Source organism: Capillimicrobium parvum (genome assembly GCF_021172045.1).
Classification (GTDB): domain Bacteria; phylum Actinomycetota; class Thermoleophilia; order Solirubrobacterales; family Solirubrobacteraceae; genus Capillimicrobium; species Capillimicrobium parvum.
The window spans coordinates 4,360,961-4,382,280 of sequence record NZ_CP087164.1 but is presented as its reverse complement, the minus strand read 5'-3'; the positions used below and the strand labels follow the sequence as shown (position 1 = coordinate 4,382,280).

General features: G+C 74.1%; 19 protein-coding genes. 10 read left to right on the top strand and 9 right to left on the bottom strand.

Going from position 1 to position 21,320, the window contains the following annotated elements:
- Positions 1-4 precede the first annotated feature (4 nt).
- Genes DSM104329_RS21305 through DSM104329_RS21295 form a run of 3 tightly spaced genes read right to left on the bottom strand, consistent with a single transcriptional unit; the run spans position 5 to position 3,894 of the window.
- On the bottom strand, positions 5-943 hold the full coding sequence (locus DSM104329_RS21305) for a type IV toxin-antitoxin system AbiEi family antitoxin domain-containing protein (RefSeq protein WP_259311866.1): 939 nt from the start codon (positions 941-943) through the stop codon (positions 5-7).
- Positions 944-968: 25 nt separating this feature from the next.
- On the bottom strand, positions 969-1,388 hold the full coding sequence (locus tag DSM104329_RS21300; RefSeq protein ID WP_259311865.1) for a DUF1707 SHOCT-like domain-containing protein: 420 nt from the start codon (positions 1,386-1,388) through the stop codon (positions 969-971).
- Positions 1,389-1,443: 55 nt separating this feature from the next.
- On the bottom strand, positions 1,444-3,894 hold the full coding sequence (locus tag DSM104329_RS21295; protein ID WP_259311864.1) for a penicillin acylase family protein: 2,451 nt from the start codon (positions 3,892-3,894) through the stop codon (positions 1,444-1,446).
- A gap of 107 nt (positions 3,895-4,001) precedes the next feature.
- Between DSM104329_RS21295 and DSM104329_RS21290 the strand changes: the two genes are divergently transcribed.
- The 5 genes from DSM104329_RS21290 to DSM104329_RS21270 all read left to right on the top strand — a co-directional run bounded on the left by DSM104329_RS21290 (position 4,002) and on the right by DSM104329_RS21270 (position 8,822).
- Positions 4,002-5,369 (top strand): flavin-containing monooxygenase, encoded by a 1,368-nt coding sequence (locus DSM104329_RS21290; protein WP_259311863.1) that lies wholly within the window; start codon positions 4,002-4,004, stop codon positions 5,367-5,369.
- Entirely contained in the window at positions 5,366-5,980 is a 615-nt protein-coding gene (locus DSM104329_RS21285) for a TetR/AcrR family transcriptional regulator (RefSeq protein WP_259311862.1), read from the top strand. Before DSM104329_RS21290 ends, DSM104329_RS21285 begins: the two co-directional genes overlap by 4 nt.
- 10 nt (positions 5,981-5,990) lie before the next feature.
- Positions 5,991-6,899, top strand: a complete 909-nt coding sequence (locus tag DSM104329_RS21280; RefSeq protein WP_259311861.1) for a hypothetical protein — start codon at positions 5,991-5,993, stop codon at positions 6,897-6,899.
- 68 nt (positions 6,900-6,967) lie between these two features.
- Positions 6,968-7,795: a hypothetical protein gene (locus DSM104329_RS21275; protein WP_259311860.1), complete on the top strand. Its 828-nt coding sequence runs from the start codon at positions 6,968-6,970 to the stop codon at positions 7,793-7,795.
- Between the two features lie 208 nt (positions 7,796-8,003).
- A complete protein-coding gene (locus DSM104329_RS21270; protein ID WP_259311859.1) occupies positions 8,004-8,822 on the top strand; it encodes an ADDT family thymidine hypermodification transferase in 819 nt (272 codons plus the stop codon).
- A gap of 3 nt (positions 8,823-8,825) precedes the next feature.
- On the opposite strand, the gene DSM104329_RS21265 is transcribed toward DSM104329_RS21270, so the two are convergent.
- The gene (locus DSM104329_RS21265; RefSeq protein WP_259311858.1) at positions 8,826-9,299 is read right to left on the bottom strand and encodes a universal stress protein; all 474 of its coding nucleotides are present in this window, start codon (positions 9,297-9,299) and stop codon (positions 8,826-8,828) included.
- A gap of 26 nt (positions 9,300-9,325) precedes the next feature.
- Between DSM104329_RS21265 and DSM104329_RS21260 the strand changes: the two genes are divergently transcribed.
- From DSM104329_RS21260 to DSM104329_RS21250, 3 genes are all read left to right on the top strand, one after another.
- Positions 9,326-9,745: a hypothetical protein gene (locus DSM104329_RS21260; RefSeq protein WP_259311857.1), complete on the top strand. Its 420-nt coding sequence runs from the start codon at positions 9,326-9,328 to the stop codon at positions 9,743-9,745.
- A gap of 296 nt (positions 9,746-10,041) precedes the next feature.
- Positions 10,042-11,337: a protein kinase domain-containing protein gene (locus tag DSM104329_RS21255; protein ID WP_259311856.1), complete on the top strand. Its 1,296-nt coding sequence runs from the start codon at positions 10,042-10,044 to the stop codon at positions 11,335-11,337.
- A gap of 32 nt (positions 11,338-11,369) precedes the next feature.
- Positions 11,370-11,567 (top strand): hypothetical protein, encoded by a 198-nt coding sequence (locus DSM104329_RS21250; protein WP_259311855.1) that lies wholly within the window; start codon positions 11,370-11,372, stop codon positions 11,565-11,567.
- Here DSM104329_RS21250 and DSM104329_RS21245 read toward each other — a convergent pair whose 3' ends face one another.
- Entirely contained in the window at positions 11,568-12,512 is a 945-nt protein-coding gene (locus tag DSM104329_RS21245) for a hypothetical protein (protein WP_259311854.1), read from the bottom strand.
- 93 nt (positions 12,513-12,605) lie between these two features.
- Entirely contained in the window at positions 12,606-15,134 is a 2,529-nt protein-coding gene (locus tag DSM104329_RS21240; RefSeq protein ID WP_259311853.1) for a fibronectin type III domain-containing protein, read from the bottom strand.
- 228 nt (positions 15,135-15,362) lie between these two features.
- Here DSM104329_RS21240 and DSM104329_RS21235 point away from each other — a divergent pair, with 228 nt between their 5' ends.
- Entirely contained in the window at positions 15,363-15,545 is a 183-nt protein-coding gene (locus DSM104329_RS21235) for a hypothetical protein (protein ID WP_259311852.1), read from the top strand.
- Here DSM104329_RS21235 and DSM104329_RS21230 read toward each other — a convergent pair.
- The 3 genes from DSM104329_RS21230 to DSM104329_RS21220 all read right to left on the bottom strand — a co-directional run bounded on the left by DSM104329_RS21230 (position 15,531) and on the right by DSM104329_RS21220 (position 20,403).
- Positions 15,531-18,353 carry a helix-turn-helix transcriptional regulator gene (locus DSM104329_RS21230; RefSeq protein ID WP_259311851.1) on the bottom strand — a complete coding sequence of 941 codons (2,823 nt, stop codon included), beginning with the start codon at positions 18,351-18,353 and terminating at the stop codon, positions 15,531-15,533. The genes DSM104329_RS21235 and DSM104329_RS21230 overlap by 15 nt on opposite strands.
- Positions 18,354-18,411: 58 nt before the next feature.
- Positions 18,412-19,935 (bottom strand): alpha/beta hydrolase, encoded by a 1,524-nt coding sequence (locus DSM104329_RS21225; RefSeq protein ID WP_259311850.1) that lies wholly within the window; start codon positions 19,933-19,935, stop codon positions 18,412-18,414.
- A gap of 75 nt (positions 19,936-20,010) precedes the next feature.
- Positions 20,011-20,403: a M23 family metallopeptidase gene (locus tag DSM104329_RS21220; RefSeq protein WP_259311849.1), complete on the bottom strand. Its 393-nt coding sequence runs from the start codon at positions 20,401-20,403 to the stop codon at positions 20,011-20,013.
- A gap of 28 nt (positions 20,404-20,431) precedes the next feature.
- Between DSM104329_RS21220 and DSM104329_RS21215 the strand changes: the two genes are divergently transcribed.
- Positions 20,432-21,220: a hydroxypyruvate isomerase family protein gene (locus tag DSM104329_RS21215; protein WP_259311848.1), complete on the top strand. Its 789-nt coding sequence runs from the start codon at positions 20,432-20,434 to the stop codon at positions 21,218-21,220.
- The last annotated feature ends 100 nt before the right edge of the window (positions 21,221-21,320 follow it).

The following is a 21,320-nucleotide window of genomic DNA, read 5'->3' as shown; positions in this document are numbered from 1 at the left end:
CGGTTCAGGCGGCGAGGACCGCCTTGACGATCTCCGCGCACCGGGCGGGTTCGTCCTCGAGCTGGCGGCCGGTGAAGCGGACGACGCGGTAGCCCGCGGCGGTGAGGTCCGCGTCGCGGGCCCGGTCGCGGTGGAACGCGATCTGCGAGCCGTGGTGCGTGTAGGTGTCGACCTCGACGACCACGCGTTGGTCCGGCCAGGCGAGATCGCGCTCGCCGCCGTGCACCCACGCGTTCACGGCGGGGTGCGGGAGGCCGTGGCGCTTGACGAGCGCGACGGCGAACCGCTCGAGCCTGGAGCGGGTGAACTCGGTCTCCGGGCGGAGCGCCGCGACCGCGGCCGCCAGCGCCCGCGCCCCCGGCCGGCGTTCGTGCCGGGCCAGCACGTCGTCGACCGCGCGCAGATCGAAGAGCCGCAGCTCCTCGCCGCGCTCCAGCGCGCTCGTGAGCAGGGCGGGGCGGACCGTCGCGGCGAGGTCGAGGTACGTGCGGGCGAGGCTGGTCACCGGGATGCCGTGGAGCTCGGTGACGTCGACCGGGTCGAGCGCCAGACGGTGGACGCGGATGCCGGGGAGCGCCCGCCCGCGCGAGCCGGCGACGCTGACGTCGAAGACGCGGCGACCGTCGCCGAGCACGCCCCACAGGTCGGCGGCCGAGCGGAAGCAGAGGCGCGCCCCGTCCCCGCAGGCCAGCACGGCCGCCAGCCGGCGCGCGTTCGGCGTGAGCGCGGTGTGGGCGACGGCGTACACCCCGCGATGCAGCCGGTGGAGCCGACCATCGGCGGCCCGCGCGGCGATCGAGGCGTTCGCCAGTCCGGCGGTCCGCATCTGCGCCCGCGTGATCACGCCGAACTGGGCTGCCGCAACGCGCGCGATGACCGCATCCGGCGCGCGCGTGGCGATTAGCTTCGCCTGCGGCGAAGCTATTCGCCAATCGCCTGCCATGCCGACCAGCGTGGCAGGTCAGACGTTACGTGTGACCCTCGGAACGTTCCGATTGCGTGCCGTCGTCGCCGCTGATCATCGCGGCGATGTTGCCCAGCGCCCAGAAGCCGATGGGGAAGATCGGCCAGAAGAACGTGAGGTCGCCGGAGGTGACGGAGACGATCGCCCAGATCCCGACCAGCAGGACCGACGTCGCGGCCCACGAGCCCCAGCGCACCCGCCAGTTCGCCAGCGCGGACGGCGGCGGCGGCGGGTCCGGCGCGAGATCCGCCGTCAGCGGCTCGAGCTCCCCGTACGTCTTGGCGGCGTAGACCTTGGCGAGGCGGTCGTCGAGCTCGTCGACGTCGAGGCGGCCGTCCTCCGAGGCGGTGCGCAGCTGGTTGGCCACGGCCTCGCGGTCGGCGTCGGACGCGCGCAGGTCGGGACGATGCTCTGGGGTCGCCATCGCCGGGCCATGGTAGATGGGGCGGCCGCCGCCGGCGACCGCCCCACCAACCGGACTACCTGCGCTTCGCGCGGTGCCCGGTGAACGACAGCACCTGCTGGATGCCGCTCGGCCGGTTCGTGTAGCGGATCGTCGTCGTCAGCAGGCCCGGCGCGAACTTGATGCGCTCGGCGTCCGCGTTCGACGTCCACTTCGACGGGTCGTCCGTGCCCTGCTGCGCGGCGAGCTCGTTGCCGGCGTCCTCGAACGCCTGCCACAGCGACGCCCGGCACGCGGCCAGGTCGCCCGCCCCGCAGAACTTCGTGGCGAAGGGCGACTTGAACGGCACGCCCAGCAGCGAGCGCAGGTCCTTGTCGACGTAGTTGATCCGCCCGCCCGTGAACCCGCTGCGGGTCGAGTTCGTCACGCCCTCCAGCTCGGACAGCTGGCCGAGCTGCGGACCGAGCACCGGCGCCAGCACCGCGTCGGCGACCTTCGGATACACGGTGTCCATGATGGTCGCCGACGCGCCCGCGTCGATCGAGCCGTCGGCCTCGCGGTCGACGCGGCTCGCGCCCTGCGCCCGCCACGCGAGCAGCAGATCGAGCATCTGCTGGGACCGCGCGCTCGGCGCCGGGCCCGTCTGCAGGACGCCCGCGATGCCGTCCATGACGCTCCCCGCGACGCGGATGTCCTGCGTCGCCGCGGCGTTCATCGCGCCCGTCACCGACGCGAGGTCGTGCGACTGGCGCTTGGCGATGTTCGCGTTGAGCATCTGGACGCGCTGGATCGAGCCGTATGTCCACTCCGAGTCCGACGACCCGAAGCCCGGCGCCGGCTTGTTGTTCCAGTTGTTCAGCACGCCCGACGCGGGGTTGGCCTCATGCGGGTGGGCGAGCGGCTTGAGCCAGCCCTTCCACTCGTACTGGCCGGTGCCGATCGTGGGCAGCCGCGGATCGACGCGCTTGTCGCGCAGCGGCAGCGCGCCCGCCGAGTACGTCGCGATGTTGCGGTCGTCGGCGTAGCCGACGTTGAACGTGAACGGCGACGTCGCGGCGGCCGCGTAGAACGACTTCAGGCCGCTGACCTTGCCGTCGGTCATCCGCTTGAACATCAGCTGCCAGAGGACGTCCTTGCCGTGGCTGGAGCGCTTGAAGGAGATCGCCACCTTCCGGCCGCCCACGGTCGCATACCCCAGCACCGGCCCGTGGACCGTCGTGTGGTACTGGACGCGACCCTGCCCGGCGATCGTGCCCGCGTCGACGAAGCCCATCCGGCGGCACCTGCCCTTGTAGAGGTACTTCGTGTCCGACCCGCCGCAGAGGGTCTCGACGAACTGGTCGTTCGTGTCGGAGCCCGCCGACGTCAGCGTCCACGCGAAGTCCGGGCCGCGGCCGATGAGCAGGTTGCCCGCGCCGGCGGGCATCGCCGCGCCGCGCGCCTCGATCCCCGGCGCCTTGAGGTCCATCTCGAGCGTGAGGCCGGGGTAGAAGTAGCCGATCTGCGGGCCGGCGACGAACAGCGGATGCCCGTTCGTCGACCGGCGGCCCGACACCATCAGGAAGTTCGACATGTTGCGGTGCGTGCGCGCCGCGTTGGCCACCGCACGGGTGCCGGCGGGCGTCATCGAGCCGTTGTCGACGATGGCGTTGCCGGTCGCGTTCGCCGGCACCTCCTCGTACGGGAAGCGCTGCGAGATCGTCGTCGGCGTGTCCTCGTCCATGTGGTCGGTGAGGTCGCTCCAGACGGTCTTGCCCTGCTCGGCGCCGAGCCGCCCCTGCAGCCCGCTCAGCAGCATCGAGCGGCGCGTCTCGTCGCCGCCGCCCTGTCCGAAGATCTGGCCGGCGAGCGCGTTGACCGAGTAGATGTCGGCGCGCGTGATCGGCGCCTGCGAGCTCTTCTCGAAGCGCAGGCGCGCGTTGGCGCCCTTGATGTACATGTCGATGTCGCGCAGCAGCGCCCGCCCCTCGCGACCGTGGCGCAGCAGCGCCCGCGTCTGCTGGCGGGTGATGATGCGGTCGGCCTGTTTGGTGACCGTCACCGACTTGAGACCGGTGACGAGCGAGAACGCGTCGATGCCGGGCGCGTCGAGCGCGGCGAAACGGGCCGGGTAGCGGCCCTGCGCCACGAGCAGCCCGCGGTCCTCGATGAGCACCCAGCCGGCCGCCCAGTCGAGGTCGAGGCGGTTGCGGCCGGTGATGTGCGGGACGTCGAAGCGGTCGCGCACGATCTTCACGCCGCGGCGCGGGACCGGCTCGTTGCGGCACGGACAGGAGTCGTTCGCGCCGAAGTGCTCGGACTTGAAGTACTTCGTCAGGTCGTCGGGCGCGACCTGGTCGAAGAGCGGGGTCAGGCCGTCGTACATCCTGGCCTGCTCGTCGGCCCCCGCGGGGACCGGCACGCCGCCGTACTGGCCCGAGGGGATGATGTTCAGCGCGGTGCCGGCGTAGTCCTTGGCCGATGCGCTCACGGCGAACGCAAGCACGGACCCGAGCACGGCACCCGCCACGGTGATGGAGCGGGGCATGGTCCGCGGACCCTACTGTCCCAATGCACGCGAGCGTACGTTTGACGGCGGGCGGCCATCCGGCTAGCGTGACGGGGGCGTCAACTTTGATCGGAGCCCACCACCGCATGACCTCAAGCCTGCCGCGCTGCGCCATCATCGGCGCGGGCTCATCGGGCATCGCCGCCGCCAAGGCGCTGAACGCCCACGGCCTCGACGTGACCGTGTTCGAGGCGTCCGACCGCGTCGGCGGCAACTGGGTGTTCGGGAACAGCAACGGGATGTCGTCGGCGTACCGCGGCCTGCACATCAACACCTCGCGCGAGCGCATGGAGTTCCGCGACTTCCCGATGCCGAAGTCGTATCCGGACTACCCGCACCACACGCACATCGCCGAGTACTTCGACGCGTACGTCGACCACTTCGGCTTCCGCGACCGCATCCGCTTTCGCACGACGGTGGAGCGGGCCGAGCGCGGCGTTGGCGGCGGCTGGACGCTGACGCTCGACGACGGCGCCGTCGAGCGCTTCGACGCGCTGCTCGTCGCCAACGGCCACCACTGGGACCCGCGCTGGCCCGAGCCCGCCTTCCCCGGCTCGGACGTCTTCGCGGGGACCCAGATGCACGCGCACTTCTACCGCGACGAGGAGGTCCTGCGCGACAAGGACGTCGTGGTGCTCGGGATGGGCAACAGCGCGATGGACATCGCGGTCGAGTCGAGCTACGTCGCCCGCTCCACGTACCTGGCGGCGCGGCGCGGCGCGTGGATCGTGCCGAAGTACGCGTTCGGCCGGCCCATCGACCAGTTGCCCAACGATCCCCGCATCCCGTTCGCCATCCGTCGGGCGATCATGGAGAAGATCCTGGTCGCGCAGACCGGGCCGCCCGAGCGCTACGGGCTGCCGAAGCCCGACCACCGCTTCGGCGCGGCGCACCCGACCGTCTCGGGCCGCATCCTCGACCGCATCGGTCACGGGACCGTCGTGCCGAAGCCGAACATCGCGCGCCTCGACGGCGACCGCGTCGTCTTCACCGACGGCACCTCCGTCCACGCGGACGTCGTCGTGTACTGCACCGGCTACAAGATCACGTTCCCGTTCTTCGACGAGGACCTCATCTGCGCGCCCGACAACCGGATCGAGCTGTTCCGCCGCGTGTTCCATCCCGACCTCGACGACGTGTTCTTCGTCGGGCTGCTGCAGCCGCTCGGCGCGATCATGCCGCTGGCGGCGGCGCAGGGCGAGTGGATCGCCGACCACCTGCGCGGCGAGTACGACCTGCCGGCTCGGGCCGAGGTGCGCGCGGACATCCGCCGGGACGTCGACGCGATGGGGCGCCGGTACGTGAGCTCCAAGCGCCACACGATCCAGGTGGACTTCGAGGAGTACCTGCGCGACCTGGATCGCGAGCGGCGCGCGGGAGCCGAACGGGCGCGGGCGCGCGGGTTCCCGCTGCCGGTCCCCGCCCGCGCCGTCTCGGGAGCGGCCGCGGGATGAGCGGCGCCGTCGCGTCGGGCAAGCGCGAGCGCACGAAGCAGGCCAACCGCGCGGCGATCCTGGACGCCGCGCGCGGCGCGTTCGTCGAGCTCGGCTACGGCGCCACGACGGTGCGCGACATCGTTCGTCGCACCGAGCTCGCCAGCGGCACCTTCTACAACTACTTCCCCGACAAGGAGGCCGTCTTCCGCGCCCTCGTCGACGAGACCGCCCGCGAGGCGGCCGCGCGCACCCACCGCGCCCGCCGCAGCGGCGCCACGCTCGAGGAGTTCCTCGCCCTGGGCTTCCGCGCGTACTTCGAGCTGCTGCTCGCCGACCGCGCGACGTTCGAGCTGGTCCGCCGCAACGCCGGCACGGTGCGGGCGATGTTCGACGAGCCGGCGATCGGCGCCGGCATCGACCTGCTGGCCGACGACCTGCAGGCGGCGGTCGACGCGGGCCTCGTGCCCGAGCACGACGCGCGGATGATGGCGTCGGCGATGGTGGGGGCGACGTTCGAGATCGGCGTGCGCATGCTCGAGCACGACCCCCCCGACGTGGAGCGTGCAGTGGACTTCTGTACGAGGCTCTTCGGCGGCGGGCTGGGCCAACTCGGCGGCGACAGCGTCTAGGCTCGCGCGCATGCGCCCCCGCGTCCTCGCCGCGCTCGCGGCCGCCCTGTCGATCGCGCTCGCGGCCCCCGCGGCGAGCCGCGCCGACGCCCTCGTGGGTGTCGGCGACCAGCAGCCCGCGATGTTCGCCAACCCGCTCTTCGTCGAGCTGAACATCCCCGTCGTCCGCTACATCGCGCCGTACGACGCGATGAACAGCGGGGTCGACGCCCGCAACGCCGACGCCTTCATCCGGGCGGCGCAGTCCACCGGGGCGAAGGTCCTCGTCGCCTTCTACCACTCGCGCATGCATCCCGAGCGCATGCCGAGCACGCGCGCCTATTCCCTGGCGGTGCGCAAGTTCATCCGGGCGTTCCCGACGGTGCGCGAGTACCAGCCGTGGAACGAGGCCAACCGCGGCAACGTGCAGGGGCTGTTCAAGAGCCCGAACCCGCGGCAGGCGGCGAACTACTACGCCGCCCTGCGCAAGGCCTGCACGCGCTGTACGGTGACCGGCCTGGACCTGCTCGACGGCATCAACATGGCGCCGTCGCTGCGCTATCTCGAGCGGTTCCAGCAGCTCGCCCGCCCCGCGCCGAAGGTCTGGGGCCTGCACAACTACTCCGACACGAACCGCAACTCGACGACCCGCACGCGCCAGTTCCTGCGGGCGACGCGCGGGAGCGTCTGGCTGACCGAGACGGGCGGCATCGTGAGGTTCGGCAGCAACTTCCCCGGCGGGCGGCGCGGGCAGCTGCGGGCGGCCACGGCGCTGCGGCTCATGTTCAAGATCGCCAACTCGAACTCGCGGATCAAGCGCCTCTACATCTTCCAGTGGACCGGTTCGACGTCGCGCGCGCGGTTCGACGCGGGCCTGACGAACCTCGACGGGACGGCCCGCCCCGGGTACCGCATCGTGCGCGACTACCTCGGCATCTGACGGGGGTCGATCGGCCGCCGATCGTCCACGTCGGACGGCCATCGGTCAAGTCCTCTGGCGGAATGCCGATGGCTGGCGGGATGTTCTCGTCGCGTCGCCCACCGCACCTGGCGTTCCTGCTGGCCGGGCTCGGCCTCGGCCTGGTCCTCGCCCTGCCGATCGACCTCAGCGGCGCGGGCTGCCCGGCGCCGGGCGAGGGGCGCAACATGTGCCTCGTCCAGGACCACTGGGCGCCGGCGCTGACGACCGTCGCGCTGTGCGTGGCCGGGGCCTGGCTGCTGGCCGGCCTGCTCCTCGACCGGATCCCCGAGCTGCGCCGCGGCGACCGCCGCCGCATGCCGCCGCGCCGGGGCCACGGGCGCGACGCGATCGAGGCCGACGAGGTGCTCCGGGCGGCGACCTGGGGCGTGTTGCCCCCGCCGCCCCGGCGCGCGCGCCGGCCGCAGGTGACCGTGGCGGCGATCGTCGGCGGGCCGTCCGAGCTGCGGGTGGTCCGGCCGGGCGAGCGGCCCCGGCCGCCCGCGGGCCGCACCCCGCGCCGCGTGCGTGCCCGGCGCGCCCCCGGCACGGACCGCGAGGTGCTCGCCGCCTGCTGGGACGCCGCCACACAGCGCAGCGCCCGGCTCGTCGACGCCGCGGCCCACGAGCTCGGCCTCGCCCTGGAGCCGCTGCGCGGCCTGCCCCGCGGCCATGATCCCGATCCGCTGCTCGCCGCCGCCCGGTGGGCGCGCGACGAGCGCCCCGAGCGGCGGCCCGGCGTGGGCCGGCGCCTGCGCGAACGGTTCGCCGAGCGCGCGGCGCCCGTGCCGGAGGTCCCGATCTCCGACCCGCTGCTGCGGGCGGCGATGTGGGTCCGCATCCCGGAGTCGAGCGGCGACGATCGCGGGGCGGCGTAGCGCCGCGGCGCGGCCAGGTGGCCCGTCTCGCACCACTAGCATCGAGGAGTTGCCGAGCTTCTGCCGCCACAACCGCTTCATCCAGAACTGTCCGATCTGCCGGGAGCCGGAGGCTCCGCGGCGGCGGGCGGCGAAGCCGGCGCCGAGCGGGACGCGCCGCAGCGGGGCGCCGGCCGGCCGATCGTCGTCGGGACGCTCCTCGGGTGGGATGCGCGTGCGCCATCTCGCCCGCGCCGCGGAGGACGGCTACTCGTCGCCGCTCGTCCCGGGCCTGAGGGCGACCGCCGACGCCCAGGCGCTGGCCGATGAGATCGGCTCCGCCACCGGCCGCCTCGCCGAGCTGGCCGTTGCGCCGCCCGGCCTCTACGCCGAGGCGGGCAGCGCGCCCGATCGCGACGAGGGCATCTGGCTCGCGCTGCAGGTCACGCTGATCGGGCCGCTCGACGAGGCGGGCGACCCGTTCGCCGCGTTGCGCGAGGCGGTCGTGCCCTGGGCCGGGGGCGCCGTCCCCGCTGCCGAGACGATCGCGGCCGGGCCCCGCTCCCCGTTCTCCGATCCCGCCGCCGCGGCCCGCGGGGTCGCGGCGCTGCGCGCCTGGCTCGAGCGCCAGGGCTCGCCTGCCGCGGCGATCGACGGCGACGCCGCATGGACGCCCTCCCGGCGCTTCGCGCGTCTGTACGAGCGGCTCGGGACGGTCTCCGGCATCGGCCGCTCGCGCTACGACGGCCTGGCGGTCCTCGGCCGGCTCGGGCTGGCCGACGTCGAGGCCGACTCGCTGCACGCCGGCGACCGCGACGACGCGAGCCTCGCGGCCAAGCGCGTCTTCGGCATCGGCGATCCGCTGCTGCTCGATCGCCGCGCGGGCGACCTGGCCGACGCCGCCGGCGTCCCCGTGGCCGCGCTCGACCTCGCGCTGGCCAACCACGGCCGGCCCGCGGGACGCCCGCGCATCACGATGGGCGCGAGCCCCGGCGCCGCCGACGAGGACGCGCGCGAGCGCGCCGCCGAGGCGCTCGGCGTCGACTGACTCCTAGGCGAGGTCGTCGCGTAGCCGCTCGGGCGGCGGCACGACGACGACGGGCACGGAGCTGTGGCGCACGAGGTACTCGGTGACGCTGCCCAGCAGCAGCGCGCGCATGGCGCCGCGGCCGCGTGTACCGACGACCACGAGGTCGCAGCCGATCCGGTCGATCTGCTCGACGAGCACGGGACCGGCGTGGCCCTGCCCGAGGACCTTCGTCACCGGCACGTCCTCGGGGATCTGCTCGATGGCCTCCTCCAGCGTGGCCGCGACCTCGATGCGCATCTCGCGCGACAGCTGCGCGGGGTCGCCGCCGGCCAGCCAGACCGCGTTGATCGTCGCCGCCACGTCGGGGACGACGCTGACGACGGTCATGCGCGCGTTGGACGTCTGGGCGATGAAGATCGCCTCCTGCAGGGCGAGCCGGGCGTTGTCGGATCCGTCGTAGCCGACGAGGACGTCCCGGGGGTGGCGGGGCCGCATGACCCGACCACACTAGGCTGCCCGCCATGCTTCGTGCCCCCATCGCCGTCCTCGCCGCCGCGGCCGTCGCCGCCGGCGCGCTCGCCGCTCCCGCCGTCGCCTCCAAGGCGCCCACCAGGTCGGAGGCGCGCTTCATCGCCAAGGCCGTCCGCACGACGTCCCTCGGCGGCGCCAACCAGCTGGACCGGAGCTGGTACCGCGTCAACCGGATCCGGGTGTCGTCCCTGTCGGACTCGTGGGCCATCGCCTGGCAGACGGCGACGAAGGCGGGCGAGGGCAAGTTCCAGCCCGCCTACTTCATCCTGGCCCAGCCGCAGGGGGCCAAGCGCTGGGTCGTCATGTCGCTCGGCACCGCCCTGGTCGGGTGCGGCGTCGCGCCGAACGTGGTCATCAAGGACCTGACCGGCGGCACCTGTCCGCCCGGCGAAGGCATCAGGGGCTCGTAAGGAAGCCCGCGAGGTGGGGGCGGCCGTCGCGGGCCGCCCGCACCGCGAACCGCCCGTCGCGGGCGGCTGCGAACGTCACGCGCGAGGGCAGGGGCAGCGGGAGCTCGAAGCGCACGTCGACGGCGGAGGGTGCACCCGGGCCTCCGCGGACTACTGCCGCGAGGTGCCCCAGGGCCTCCGCGGACTCCTGCCGCGAGGTGCTGGACCGGGCGGAGCCGCTCGGCGCGGTCGACCGGGCGAAGCTCGTGGAGCGCTGATGCCTGCGGCCGCGGCCGCGGCGGTAGGGTCGCAACACCGTGGCGGATCGATGGCTCCCACGGCCGGTGGGCTCGTCCTACGAGATCCTCGACGAGATCTCCAGCGGCGCCATGGGCGCGGTGTACCGGGCCCGCGACGAGCGCACGGGCCGCGAGGTCGCGCTCAAGCGCCTGCTGGACCCGCGCCATCGCGCGCGCTTCGAGATCGAGGCCCAGCTGCTCGAGCGGCTCAGCCACCCGCGGGTCGTGCGGGTGCTCGAGTCGTTCTCCGCGGGCGCGGACCGCTACCTCGTCATGGAGCTCCTCGACGGGCCGACACTCGCCGACGTCCTGCACGAGGAGGGCCGGCCCGGGCTGGCCCTCGACGACGTGGTGGCGTGGATGGGGCAGGTGTGCGAGGCGCTGCAGTACGTGCACGACGAGCACCTCGTGCACCGCGACGTCAAGCCGCCGAACGTCGTGCTCGGCGAGGACGGCGCGGTGCTCGTGGACTTCGGCATTGCCCGGGACCTCGACCGCGCCGGCACCGCGACCGCGGGCATCGGCACGCCCCGCTACGTCGCGCCCGAGGTCCTCGCCGGCGCCGCGCCCTCGCCGCGCAGCGACGTCTTCGGCGCCGCGGCGACGATGTGGACGCTGATCACCGGCGCCGCGCCGGTGTACGGCACGCAGCCCGACGACCTCGTCGACGGGCTCCCCGCGGGGCTGGCCACGGCGCTGCGCGCCGGGCTCGAGCTCGACCCGGCCCGGCGGGTGCAGACCGCCGCGGCGTTCGCCCGCTCGATCGACGCGCCGTTCCGGAGCGGGGGAGGAGCGCCGCTCGCCCTCAGCGCGGCGGCATCCAGCCGGCCGCGCTCGCTGCTCGAGGAGCTCGTCAAGGCGACGGCCGGCGTCTTCGACGCCGCGGCCGCGTCGATCGCGCTCGTCGACGAGACGACCCGCGCGCTGCGCTACGAGGCGGCCTGGGGCGCCGGGGCGGAGCGCATCGTCGGCGTGCGCCTCGCGCCGGGGGAGGGCATCGCCGGGGCCGTCGCGCTGAGCGGGGCGCCGGTGGCGATCGCCGAGTGCCGCTCGCACCCGCAGTTCGCCGCGGCGGTGGCCGAGGGGACGGGCTACGTGCCGCACACGATGATCGCCGTGCCGCTGCGCGCGGGACCGCGCATCCTCGGCGTGCTCGGCATCCTCGACCGCCGCGACGGCCGCCCGTTCGACGCGGCCGACGCGGCGCGGGCGGAGCATCTTGCCGTGCTGGCGCTCGCTGCGCTCGACGAGCGGGCGCCGGGCACCGCGGCCACCGGCGCGCCTCCCCCGCTCGCCGACGAGCAGCCGGCGTGACAGACGCCGCCTCGGACGGGTACGGACACGCCATGCACCAAGGTCCACCGGATGACGACGTTCCCTGCGAGCGCTGCGGGCTCGACACCGCCGACCAGCGCTTCGACGTGCACGGGGTCGTCGTGCGCGCCTGCAACGCCTGCGTGGAGGAGCTCACCGAGTACGGCTGGCTGAACAGCTGGCTGACGGTACGCGCCCGGCGGACCGAGGACACCGACCAGCCGGCCTGATCAGCTGCCGGCGGGCGCCTCTCCGGGCGGCGCGTCGCGGGCCGCGGCGACGGGCGGGCCGGCCGTGGCCCCGCCCGGCGGCGGATCGCCCGACACCGTGACCGCGCGCGCCGGCGAGGCGGCCTCCGGCGTGCCGCGCGCCAGCAGGACCGCGCCGCCGATGACGGCGACGAACGAGAGCACCCGCACCGCGCCGAGGGGGCCGGACGGGATGTCCTCGCCGAGGATCGTCGTGGCGGCGGCGATCGGCAGCGCGTTCGTCAGCAGCGTCGCGATGCCGGCCGCGGTCAGCGCTCGGGTGTGCTGGTAGGCGATCTGCAGGAGGATCGTCCCGACGCTGTAGCCGAGCGCGGCGGTCGCCAGGAAGACGTAGTGCCAGCCGCCCTCGAACGCGGTCTTCACCGAGATGTCGCCCGAGGCGAGCAGGATGCCCGCCGCCATCGCGTACCCGACGCCCTTGCCGATGCGCGACGAGGCGAGCACGGAGAGGAGCGCCACCGTGGCGCTGATCGCCAGCCACGCGCCCACGGCCGCGAACGTGCCGTGCGACTCGTCGCCTGTCGAGGCGGCCAGCGACACGCCGAGGGCGACGAGGCCCAGCAGCGAGACGCCGACGCCCACCTGCTCGCGGGTGGTGGTCGAGCGGCCCTGGCTGCGGGCCGAGAAGTACGCGAGCACGGCGATGCCGCCCGCCGACATCGACTGCACGAGCGACAGCGGCGCGAGCGCCAGGGCGACGACGTACAGCGCGAAGCCGGTGACCTCGCCGGCCAGGCCCTTCAGCCACGCGCGGCTGCTGAACAGCAGGCTGACGCTGCGCACCGGATGGCGCAGCGAGAGCGGCGGCATGCCCGACGCCGCGTCGTGCTCCTGCACGTAGGCCCAGTTCAGCGTGATCGCCGACGCGATCGCGATGACCAGCCCGATCGCGATCTCGTGGTCCACGAGCGGTATTCAACCGGGACGCGGACGCGGACGCGGCGAAGCCCCCGGCGGTGGGCCGGGGGCTTCGCGTGGCCTGCTGGGGTGCCGCGGGACTCAGGCGGGGGTGGTGAACGTCATGTCGGCGCCGGTCGAGGTGCTCGACTCGCCCTCGGCGACCAGCCGGTAGTGGTACGTCCTGCCCGGCTGCAGGCCGGTCAGCGCGTCCGACACGGTGACCTTCGTCGTCCCCCCGAAGAGGAACCCGTCCGGCGTGACCTGCCCGTAGGTCGTCGTCAGGCCGTACTCGAACCGGTAGCTCGTGAGCTCGCCCCGCGGGTTGATCGTCCCGGCCAGCGTGGCCGAGCTGCGGGTGATCGCGCTCGCCGCGCCGGTGGTCGCCAGAGGGCCGGTGGTGTCGAGTGTCTTCAGCGACTTCGTCGCGCCCACCGTGGTGCCCGCGCTGCTCTTCGCCACGAGCCGGTAGTAGTAGGTCGTGTTGGGCGTCAGCGCGTTGAGCTCCGCCACCCGGTTGATCGCGGTCGTGCCCGATCCGGCGTCCTTCTCGTCGGTCTTCGAGCCGAGCGCGGTCGTCGTGCCGTACTCGTACAGGTACGTGGTCGGCGTGCCCTGCGGGTTGACCGTGCCGTTCAGCTGGGCGTACGTCTGCGAGACGTAGGCGGCGCTCCCCGTCACCGCGGCCGGTGCGGCCGGCGGGGGCGAGGTCGTGAACGTCCGGTCGATGCCGACCGACGTCCCCGCGCTGTTGGTCGCGCTGATCCGGTAGTGGTAGACGGTCCCGGCCGTCAGGTTCGACAGGTCCGCCGACGCGGCGACCGCGGTGGCGCCCGTCCCGGCGCTCTGGGCGGTCGCCTTCGTGCCGTACGCCGTGGTCGGGCCGTACTCGAACGTGTACGTCGTGGCCAGGCCCTTCGGGTTGACCGTGCCGGTCAGGCGCGCGCCCGTCCGGGTGATGTCGCTCGCCGCCCCGGTCGTCACGACGGGCGCGACCGCCGGCGACGTGGTGAACGTCCTGTCGATGCCGACCGCCGTGCCCCGCGGGTTGATCGCGATGACGCGGTAGTGGTACGGCGTGCCCGGCTTGAGCTTGGCCAGGGCCGCCGTCACGGCGACGTTCGCGGTGCCCGCGCCGCCGTCCTGGGACGGGGTCGCGGTGCCGTAGGCATCGGTCAGCCCGTACTGGAACCGCCACGTGGTGGGGGAGCCCTTCGGGTTGATCGTGCCCTTGATCGTGGCCGCGCTCGCCGTGACGTCGATGGCGCCCGCGGTCGCGGCGTCCGGCTTGACGGCGCGCGCCGTCGTGAACGTCTTGTCCGGGCCGCGGCTCGTCCCGGCGGCGTTCGTCGCCACCAGGCGGTAGTGATAGACCGTGCTGGGCGACAGTCCGGACAGGCTCGCCGAGGCGCCGACCGGGTCCTGGCCGGAGCCGGCATCCTGGTCGGCCGTGGTGGAGCCGTAGGCGGTCGTCTTGCCGTACTCGAAGCGGTACGCCGTCAGCGCGCCCTCCGGGTCGACCGTGCCGTCGACCTTGGCGCCCGTGGCGCTGATCGCGCTCGCGGCGCCCGTCGTCACGACCGGCTGGTCGACGTGGGGCGGGTCCGGCACGTTCGCCGGGCCCCAGTCGGGCTGGCGGGCGTCGTTGAGGATCTGCGACGCGCCCGCGGACGGCAGCGAGCAGCCGTTGGTCATGTTCGGCACGTTGCCGGCCAGGATGCGGTGCGGCGTGGTCTGGTCGCCCGTGTCCTCGAACGCGATCTTCGCGCCGGTCGGCGAGAAGCTCGGGCTGTCGTACGCGCCGGCGGGGTTGCCGTACGAGTAGCACGGGGTCGGCAGCGCCGGCGCCGGGCCGTTCATTTTGTAGAGCGTGACCTGGTCGTCGATGTCGAGGTCCTCGTTCGGGCCCTTCGGACGCGTCGTGACGAACGCGACCTTGTCGCCGGAGCGCGCGACCTCGCCGTCGCGGACGTACCAGGCGTTCTCGTCGAGGAACCAGCCCTGGAGCGTCTGGTTGCCGTCGCCCGGGTGGTCGATCATCGCGTCGAGGTTGAGCTGCACGCTCTTGTCGGAGATCAGCACGGTGTTGTTGCCGATCCACGACGGGTCGGTCCAGCCGGACTGGCGGCCGAGCCCCGGCTCGTCCCAGCCGGTCATCCGGTCGGAGTACGTGTAGCCGATGCCGGTGGACTGGCGCACGTCCTGGCAGTTCGGCGTGCCCTCGGGGACGCAGCCCGGGTGGTTGGTGATCTCGAAGTAGCGGTACTCGTAGGCGACCTTGGTGCCGTCGGGCGAGATCTCCGGCTTGAACGGCCCGAGGAAGTAGGAGGAGGTGTTGTCGGTCCGCTCGCCCGAGACGGGGGTGCTGAAGTCGGCCTTGATGGCCCCGTCGCGGCCGATGAGCCGCAGGCGCCGGCCGCGCAGCGCGATGATGTCGCCGTTGTCGGCCTGCGACTGGTAGCTGTAGCCGCCGTCGTGGGTGAGCTGCACCTGGCGGGTGCCGTCCGGCGAGGAGACCCAGACGTCGCCGCCGCGCATGAACGAGATCGAATCGGCCTGCGCGGTGCCGGCCAGGGCGAGCGCCCCCAGGAGCCCCGCCACGGCCACCTTCGCCATCGTCGGAACGGACATGGTGCGCGTCCTTTCGAATGAGGAGAGACGGGATGCCATCGGCGGCAACCGTCGCGCACGGTGCTTGCCGGGGACTTGACGGGCGCGTGGGGCGCCGCCGGCAAGCCGACGGCAAGCAGACCCGGATCCGGCGCGTCGGCGCCCTGCGGGCGCGGTTCGGAGCGCCACTCGAAAGATGAGTGGTCGCCACTCACGACGCGGGCGGCGCCACCAGCGATGCTGCAGACGATGTTGCGCGACTACCCGCGACGGCTGACGCTCGAGGTCGACCCCGACGCGGACCCGATCCGCGGGCGCGTCTGCGAGGGGGACGAGATGCCGGAGCCGTTCGTCGGCTGGCTGGGGATGGCGCGGGCGCTCGAGCGAACGCTCAGCCGGCGCCCCGACGACGGGCGGTCAGCCGAGGGCTGACGGCAGCTCGCGGCGCGACCCGATCCCGAGCTTGCGGTAGGCGTGCGCGAGGTGGTTCTCGACCGTCCGGACCGTGACGAACAGCGCGGCCGCGATCTCGCGGTTCGAGCGCCCGGCGGCCGCCATCTGCGCCACGCGGCGCTCCGACGCGGTCAGCGCCTCCGCGCCGCTGAAGTGCAGCTTGCGCGGCCGGGCGCCCATGACCGTGAGCTCGTCGTGGGCGCTATGGACCAGGGCCGCCGCGCCGCAGCGGCGGGCGCCGTCGAGGCCCGCCTGCAGCGCCTCGCGGGCGGCGGTGCGCCGGCCCGCGCGCGCGAGCATGATGCCGTGGTCGACGTGCGCCCGCGCGTGGTCGAGGCGGGCCGGGCTGCGGGCCAGCAGTGCGATCCCCTCCTCGACCAGGGCCGCCCCCGGCGCACCCCCGGCGGCCAGGCCCTTCGTCGCGAGCGCCACTCCGAGCGCCGACGGCGTGTTCCAGCGCTGTGCGCGTTCGAGCTGCTCGTCCGCCACATCGAGCGCCCCGTCCGCGTCGCCGAGGGCGAGCGCGGCGCGGGCCGCGGTGTCGTGCCACTGGATGCTGAGGTGCCGGACGCCGGTCTGCTCGTCGCGCCGGCGCAGCTCGGCGAGGTCGGCCCACGCCTCGCCGGGCCGGTCCTGCGCGAGGCGCAGCCGCGCGCGGGCGAGCCAGACGATGCCCATGTACGTCATCGCGGGGAGGTCCGGCCCGCAGCCGCTGGTCATGATCGCCGCCTCCGCGGAGCCGAGGTCGCCGCGCTCCACGAGCACGAGCGCGAGGTAGGCGTAGTGGGCCGGCAGGACGATGGGGAGGTCGGCATGATCGACCGCCTCGAGCATGTTGCGGCACTCGTCCTCGGCCGCCAGGACGTCGCCGCGGCGGCACGCCGCGACCGCGCGCAGGCACAGCAGGTTCGACAGGCTGAGCACGGAGCCCTGCGCGCGGGCGGCGGCGATGGCGGGCTCGAGCGCGGGGAGCGCGAGGTCGTAGCGGTCCGCGTCGATGAGGACGCGCAGCGCGTGGTTGAGCGCGGTCGAGGACGGTCCCTCGGCGGCGAGCAGCCGCCCGCCGGCGATCGCCCGCTCCGCGAAGCCGGCGGCCTCGCCGATCCGGCCGTCCAGCCAGCGCGATCCCGCCAGCTCGGCGAGGGCCATCAGCTGCGCGGGCGTGTCGCCGGCCACGCCGGTGAAGGCCTCGAGCCGGGCGATGGCGTCGTCGGCGCACGGCGGCGCCAGCAGGCCGAGCGCCGCCTGGTGGGCGGTGAGCGACAGGGCGGCGTCGGGCCCGACCGTGGAGCGGACCTCGTCGAGCAGCCGGACGGCACCCGGCAGATCGCCGCGGAACAGACGCGCCCGGGCGGCGATGTGCGCGCGCTGGGCACGCAGCTCGGGATCCGCGGTCAGCTCGATCGCGGCTTCGATGTGCGCGCCGGCCTCGGCCAGGCCGGCGTCGCCGAGCATCTCGGCGGTGCCCAGCTCGGCCAGGACGCCGGCGCGCGCACCGTCGGCGGGCGGCTCGCGCAGCGCCCGGCGCAGGTAGTCGCGGGCCTCGTCCGGGGCGCCCTGGCCCATCGCGGCGGCGGCGGCCTCGCGCAGCACCGCGACCGTGGCGGGATTTGCGGCGGCCTCCGTCATCAGCACGTGCGGCGCGACCAGGGCGGCGGGATGGCCATCGGCCAGGAGGGACTCGGCCGCGAGGGCATGCAGCCGCGCGCGCCCGGCCGGCCGCTGCTCGTTGTAGATCGCCTCGCGGACGATCGGATGGACGAACCGCAGGGGGCGTTCGGCGGTCAGGACGTTCGCGTCCGCGAGCTGGTCGGCGAGCTCGGAGACCGCCTCGGGGCTGAGACCGGTCACCGCACCGATGTGACGGACCTCGGCGGCGTTGCCGAACACCGCGAGGGCGTCGACGACCTCGCCGGCCTCGGGTGGAAGGCGCGTGAGCCGCAGGAACAGGGAGTGGGCCACGGTGTCGGGCCCGAGGTCGGCGACGAGCGCCGCGGCCGGCTCGGTGGGCTCGATGCGGTCGGCGAGCAGCGCGTCGGCGAGCTCGTGCAGCAGGAACGGGTTGCCGGCGCTCGCGCGATGGCAGGCGGCGGCGAACGCGGCATCGGGCACCGCGTCGAAGCGCTCCTCGAGCAACGCGCACGTGGCGGTCTCGCTCAGGGGGCGTGGGCGCAGGAGCTGTGGGCGGTGATGGTCGCGCAGCCGGTCGAGCAGGCGGGCCGGCGCGCCCCGCTCGGTGGGGCGCGCGGCGAGCACGACGGTGACGGGGGTGTCCTCGAGCCGGCCGACGAGGTAGTCGATGAAGCGCAGGGACGGCGCATCGGCCCAGTGCGCGTCGTCGATCAGCAGCATGAGCGGATCGCGCGCCGCGAGGTTGACGGTCAGCCAGTACAGCCCGTGGACGACGGGGAAGGCCGAATCCGGGCTGATCGGCTCGTGCGGCAGACCCGTCAGCCCGACCGCGGGTGCCGCATGGGCTGCCGGTCCGTCCAGCAGCGCCCGCCGGTCCTCCGCGCCGGCGGCCGTCAGCGCCGATTCGTACAGCTGGCGGGCGACCCCGTAGCTGAAGGCGCTCTCGAGCTCGTCGCCGCGCGCGCTGAGCACCCGGAGGCCCTGCGTCGCGGCGTGGCTCCGCGCCGCCCGCAGCAGCCTCGTCTTGCCGATCCCGGCGTGGCCTTCGACGTACGCGTAGCCGCCGCCGGATCCCGCGGCGAGCAGCTGCGCGATCTGCTCGATCTCGCCCTCGCGGTCGAGGAGAGATCCGACCTGGTCGGCACGGACGGACATGACCCGCGCAATGTGTACCGAACGGTGCCGTCGAACGGCATCCGATCCGGGGTCGCGGTCAGCCGATCTCGAACGGCGGCGGCTTCAGATTCGCCGTGCAGCGCATGTCCGGGCTCCCGGGAGCGTCGAGGAACGACACGAACACCCTCCCGGCGCACTTCGACGTGTTGAGCACCACGTGCCCCTCGCCGGGGAACACCACGAGCCGCGAGCTCGGGAGGTTCGACGCGGCGTGGCGCGAGTTGGCCTCCGACGTCAGCGTGTCGTAGCTGCCCGCCAGGACCAGCGTCGGGATCGCGCTCCGGGGCACCGCGCGCTGCGAGTCCGGTGCCTTCGGAACGTCCCACACCGGGCAGTCCATGAACCGGAAGGGGAACTGCGGCGGCTGGGCCCTGACGGACCGCGGGAACCCGGGGAACGCCTGCCGGCCACGCCGGAGCACGTCGCGCTTCGTCTCGAACGGGATCCATTCGCTGCAGATCACGCCGTACTGCAGCCCGTAGCTCAGCTCACCGGCGTGGAGCGCGCCGGTCGCCGCCTGGGAGGCGAGCACCGGCTTGCGCCGCCCGTGGGCGAAGTCGTAGAGCAGCTTCGGGACCTTCGAGCCGAAGCCCGCGCCCGTGATGTTGATGACGTAGTTGGCGAAGGCCCCGCCGTCGAGCACCACCTTCGTGCGCCTGGCTCCGGGGTCGGGCTTGTCGCCGGGGATCAGGGCCGGCTTGACGAACGCGGTGATCGGCGTCGCTTCCAGGCGGCGCACGAGCCGGGTGAAGACCCGGTCCGGCCGCGGATAGGCCCGCCGGCAGCTCGGCTGTGCACGGCATGCCCGGAACATCTGGCGCATGCCGACGCCGGCGCTCGTCCAGGCCAGGCTGGTGCCGGCCTGGTCGGGGGCGATCGCCGAGTCGATCGTCACGCTGCGGATGCCCTCGGGGTGGTCGCGCATGTACGACAGCGCCAGGTCGGTGCCGTAGGACGCGCCGATCACGTTCCACTCGGGGATGCCGAGCGCGACGCGCAGGTCGGCGAAGTCGGCGGTGCTCTCGGTCGTGTTGTACGACCCGGGATCGGCCCCCTTGGCGACGACGCTCGCCCGGCATGCGCGCGTGGCGGCGGTCTGCTTGCGGCCCGTCGACCGGGCGTCGTAGGGCAGGCCGACGACCCGGGAGTTCCAGCGGTCGATGACCGGACACGTCAGCGACGGCTCGGAGTACAGCGTGCCGCGCTGTTCGAGGACGATGAGGTCGCGGTCACGGTTTGCGCCGGCGTTCACGACGTTCTGCACGGCGCTGATGGCGCTGCCGCCCGGACCGCCGGTCAGGTAGACGACCGGGTCGGGCGCCGGGGTGCGCGACCGGGCGGGGATGACCGCGACCTGGAGGCGGATCGTGCGTCCGTCCAGCCGGGTGCGGTTCTCGGGAACGGTCAGGAACCCGCATCGCGCGCCGGCGAGCGCCGGGATGGGGGTCTCCGGCGTGGGGCAGGGCCCGGGAGCGACGGATGCGGCGCCGGCCGGGGCGGCGAGGCCGAGGGCGATCAGGGCGGCGGCGGCCGCGGCCGCGGGAAGGACGGGGTACGTCATGGCGCCGAGCAAACCGGTCCGCTGGGTTCCGCGCATGAGTGGCGGCCACTCATCTTTCGGCCGGGCTTCCTCGCCTCAGCCCGCGAGAGTCAGGCTGGAGAGGTTCATCGGGTAGGTGCGGCGCTCGGTCCGCGGCGTGCCCGCGAGCGCGACGCTGCCGTCCTCGCCCAGCGGGCCCCTGCCGTCGAGGCGATAGCGGTCGAAGACCCACGGCAGGCTGGCCGACGTGGCGAGGAACGGGCCGTCGTGGATGCCGAAGTGCAGGTGCGGCGCCGTGATGTTGCCGCTGTTGCCGACCTGGCCGAGGACCGTCCCGGCGGAGACCCGCTGTCCGCGCCGGACGCGGACGGTCCCGGGCTGCAGGTGCGCGTAGATCGCGTACGTTCCCGGGGCGATCCGGATCACGGCGCCGTTTCCGGTGTAGTCCGCGCGCGCGGGTGCGGCGGCGCATGAGTGCCGGCCACTCATCTTTGGGGCCTCGTAGAGTCCCGGCGCCATGCGGTTCTCGGCGAACGTCTGCATGCTGTTCTGCGAGCTCCCGTTCCTCGCCCGCTTCGAGGCGGCGGCGGCCTGTGGCTTCGGGGCGGTCGAGCTGTGGTGGCCGGCCGGGCTCGACCACGGCGCGCTGGGCGAGGCGGTGCGGCGGGCGGGGGTCGAGGTCGCGCTGATGAACCTCGACGCCGGCGACGTTGCCGGTGGCGACCGCGGCTACGTCAACGACGCGTCGCGCAGCGCGGAGTTCCGGCGGCATGTGCCGGCGGCGCTCGACCTGGCCGAGCGGCTCGGGTGCCGGCAGGTCAACGCGCTCGCGGGCCGTGCGCTGCCGGGGGTCGACGCCGGCGCCCAGCTGGCGACGGCGCGCGAGAACATCGGGTTCGCCGCCGACGCGGCCGCGCAACGCGGAATCCGGGTGGTGATCGAGCCGGTCAACCCGGTCGAGAACCCCGGCTACCTGCTGCCGCACAGCGGCGAATGCGCGGACTTCATCGCGTCGCTCGGCCGGGAGAACGTGCGGCTGCAGTACGACGTCTACCACGCGCAGCGCACGGAGGGGGAGCTGTCGGAGACGATCGCCCGGCTGCTGCCGACGATCGGCCACGTCCAGATCGCCGACGCGCCCGGCCGGGGCGAGCCGGGGACGGGCGAGATCCGGTTCGCGCACGTGCTCGGGCTGCTTGAGCGGCTCGGCTACGCGGGGCACGTCGGGCTGGAGTACCGGCCGACGACGCCCGCGACGGCCGACTCGTTCGGCTGGATCGAGGAGCTTGGTCTGACGCGGCGGTAGGACGTCCGTCCACCCAGGCGGTTCAGCGACCGTGTGGGACCCGGGCGACGACCGTCGCAGCGAGCACGTGCCGCGCCATCACCTGCTTCGGGCGATGCGC

Bases quoted from the DNA above. Each gene is read 5' to 3' on its own strand.
- DSM104329_RS21305 (WP_259311866.1), bottom strand. From the start codon at position 943: ATGGCAGGCGATTGGCGAATAGCTTCGCCGCAGGCGAAGCTAATCGCC.
- DSM104329_RS21300 (WP_259311865.1), bottom strand. From the start codon at position 1,388: ATGGCGACCCCAGAGCATCGTCCCGACCTGCGCGCGTCCGACGCCGAC.
- DSM104329_RS21295 (WP_259311864.1), bottom strand. From the start codon at position 3,894: ATGCCCCGCTCCATCACCGTGGCGGGTGCCGTGCTCGGGTCCGTGCTT.
- DSM104329_RS21290 (WP_259311863.1), top strand. From the start codon at position 4,002: ATGACCTCAAGCCTGCCGCGCTGCGCCATCATCGGCGCGGGCTCATCG.
- DSM104329_RS21285 (WP_259311862.1), top strand. From the start codon at position 5,366: ATGAGCGGCGCCGTCGCGTCGGGCAAGCGCGAGCGCACGAAGCAGGCC.
- DSM104329_RS21280 (WP_259311861.1), top strand. From the start codon at position 5,991: ATGCGCCCCCGCGTCCTCGCCGCGCTCGCGGCCGCCCTGTCGATCGCG.
- DSM104329_RS21275 (WP_259311860.1), top strand. From the start codon at position 6,968: ATGGCTGGCGGGATGTTCTCGTCGCGTCGCCCACCGCACCTGGCGTTC.
- DSM104329_RS21270 (WP_259311859.1), top strand. From the start codon at position 8,004: ATGCGCGTGCGCCATCTCGCCCGCGCCGCGGAGGACGGCTACTCGTCG.
- DSM104329_RS21265 (WP_259311858.1), bottom strand. From the start codon at position 9,299: ATGCGGCCCCGCCACCCCCGGGACGTCCTCGTCGGCTACGACGGATCC.
- DSM104329_RS21260 (WP_259311857.1), top strand. From the start codon at position 9,326: ATGCTTCGTGCCCCCATCGCCGTCCTCGCCGCCGCGGCCGTCGCCGCC.
- DSM104329_RS21250 (WP_259311855.1), top strand. From the start codon at position 11,370: ATGCACCAAGGTCCACCGGATGACGACGTTCCCTGCGAGCGCTGCGGG.
- DSM104329_RS21240 (WP_259311853.1), bottom strand. From the start codon at position 15,134: ATGTCCGTTCCGACGATGGCGAAGGTGGCCGTGGCGGGGCTCCTGGGG.
- DSM104329_RS21235 (WP_259311852.1), top strand. From the start codon at position 15,363: ATGTTGCGCGACTACCCGCGACGGCTGACGCTCGAGGTCGACCCCGAC.
- DSM104329_RS21230 (WP_259311851.1), bottom strand. From the start codon at position 18,353: ATGTCCGTCCGTGCCGACCAGGTCGGATCTCTCCTCGACCGCGAGGGC.
- DSM104329_RS21225 (WP_259311850.1), bottom strand. From the start codon at position 19,935: ATGACGTACCCCGTCCTTCCCGCGGCCGCGGCCGCCGCCGCCCTGATC.
- DSM104329_RS21220 (WP_259311849.1), bottom strand. From the start codon at position 20,403: ATGAGTGGCCGGCACTCATGCGCCGCCGCACCCGCGCGCGCGGACTAC.
- DSM104329_RS21215 (WP_259311848.1), top strand. From the start codon at position 20,432: ATGCGGTTCTCGGCGAACGTCTGCATGCTGTTCTGCGAGCTCCCGTTC.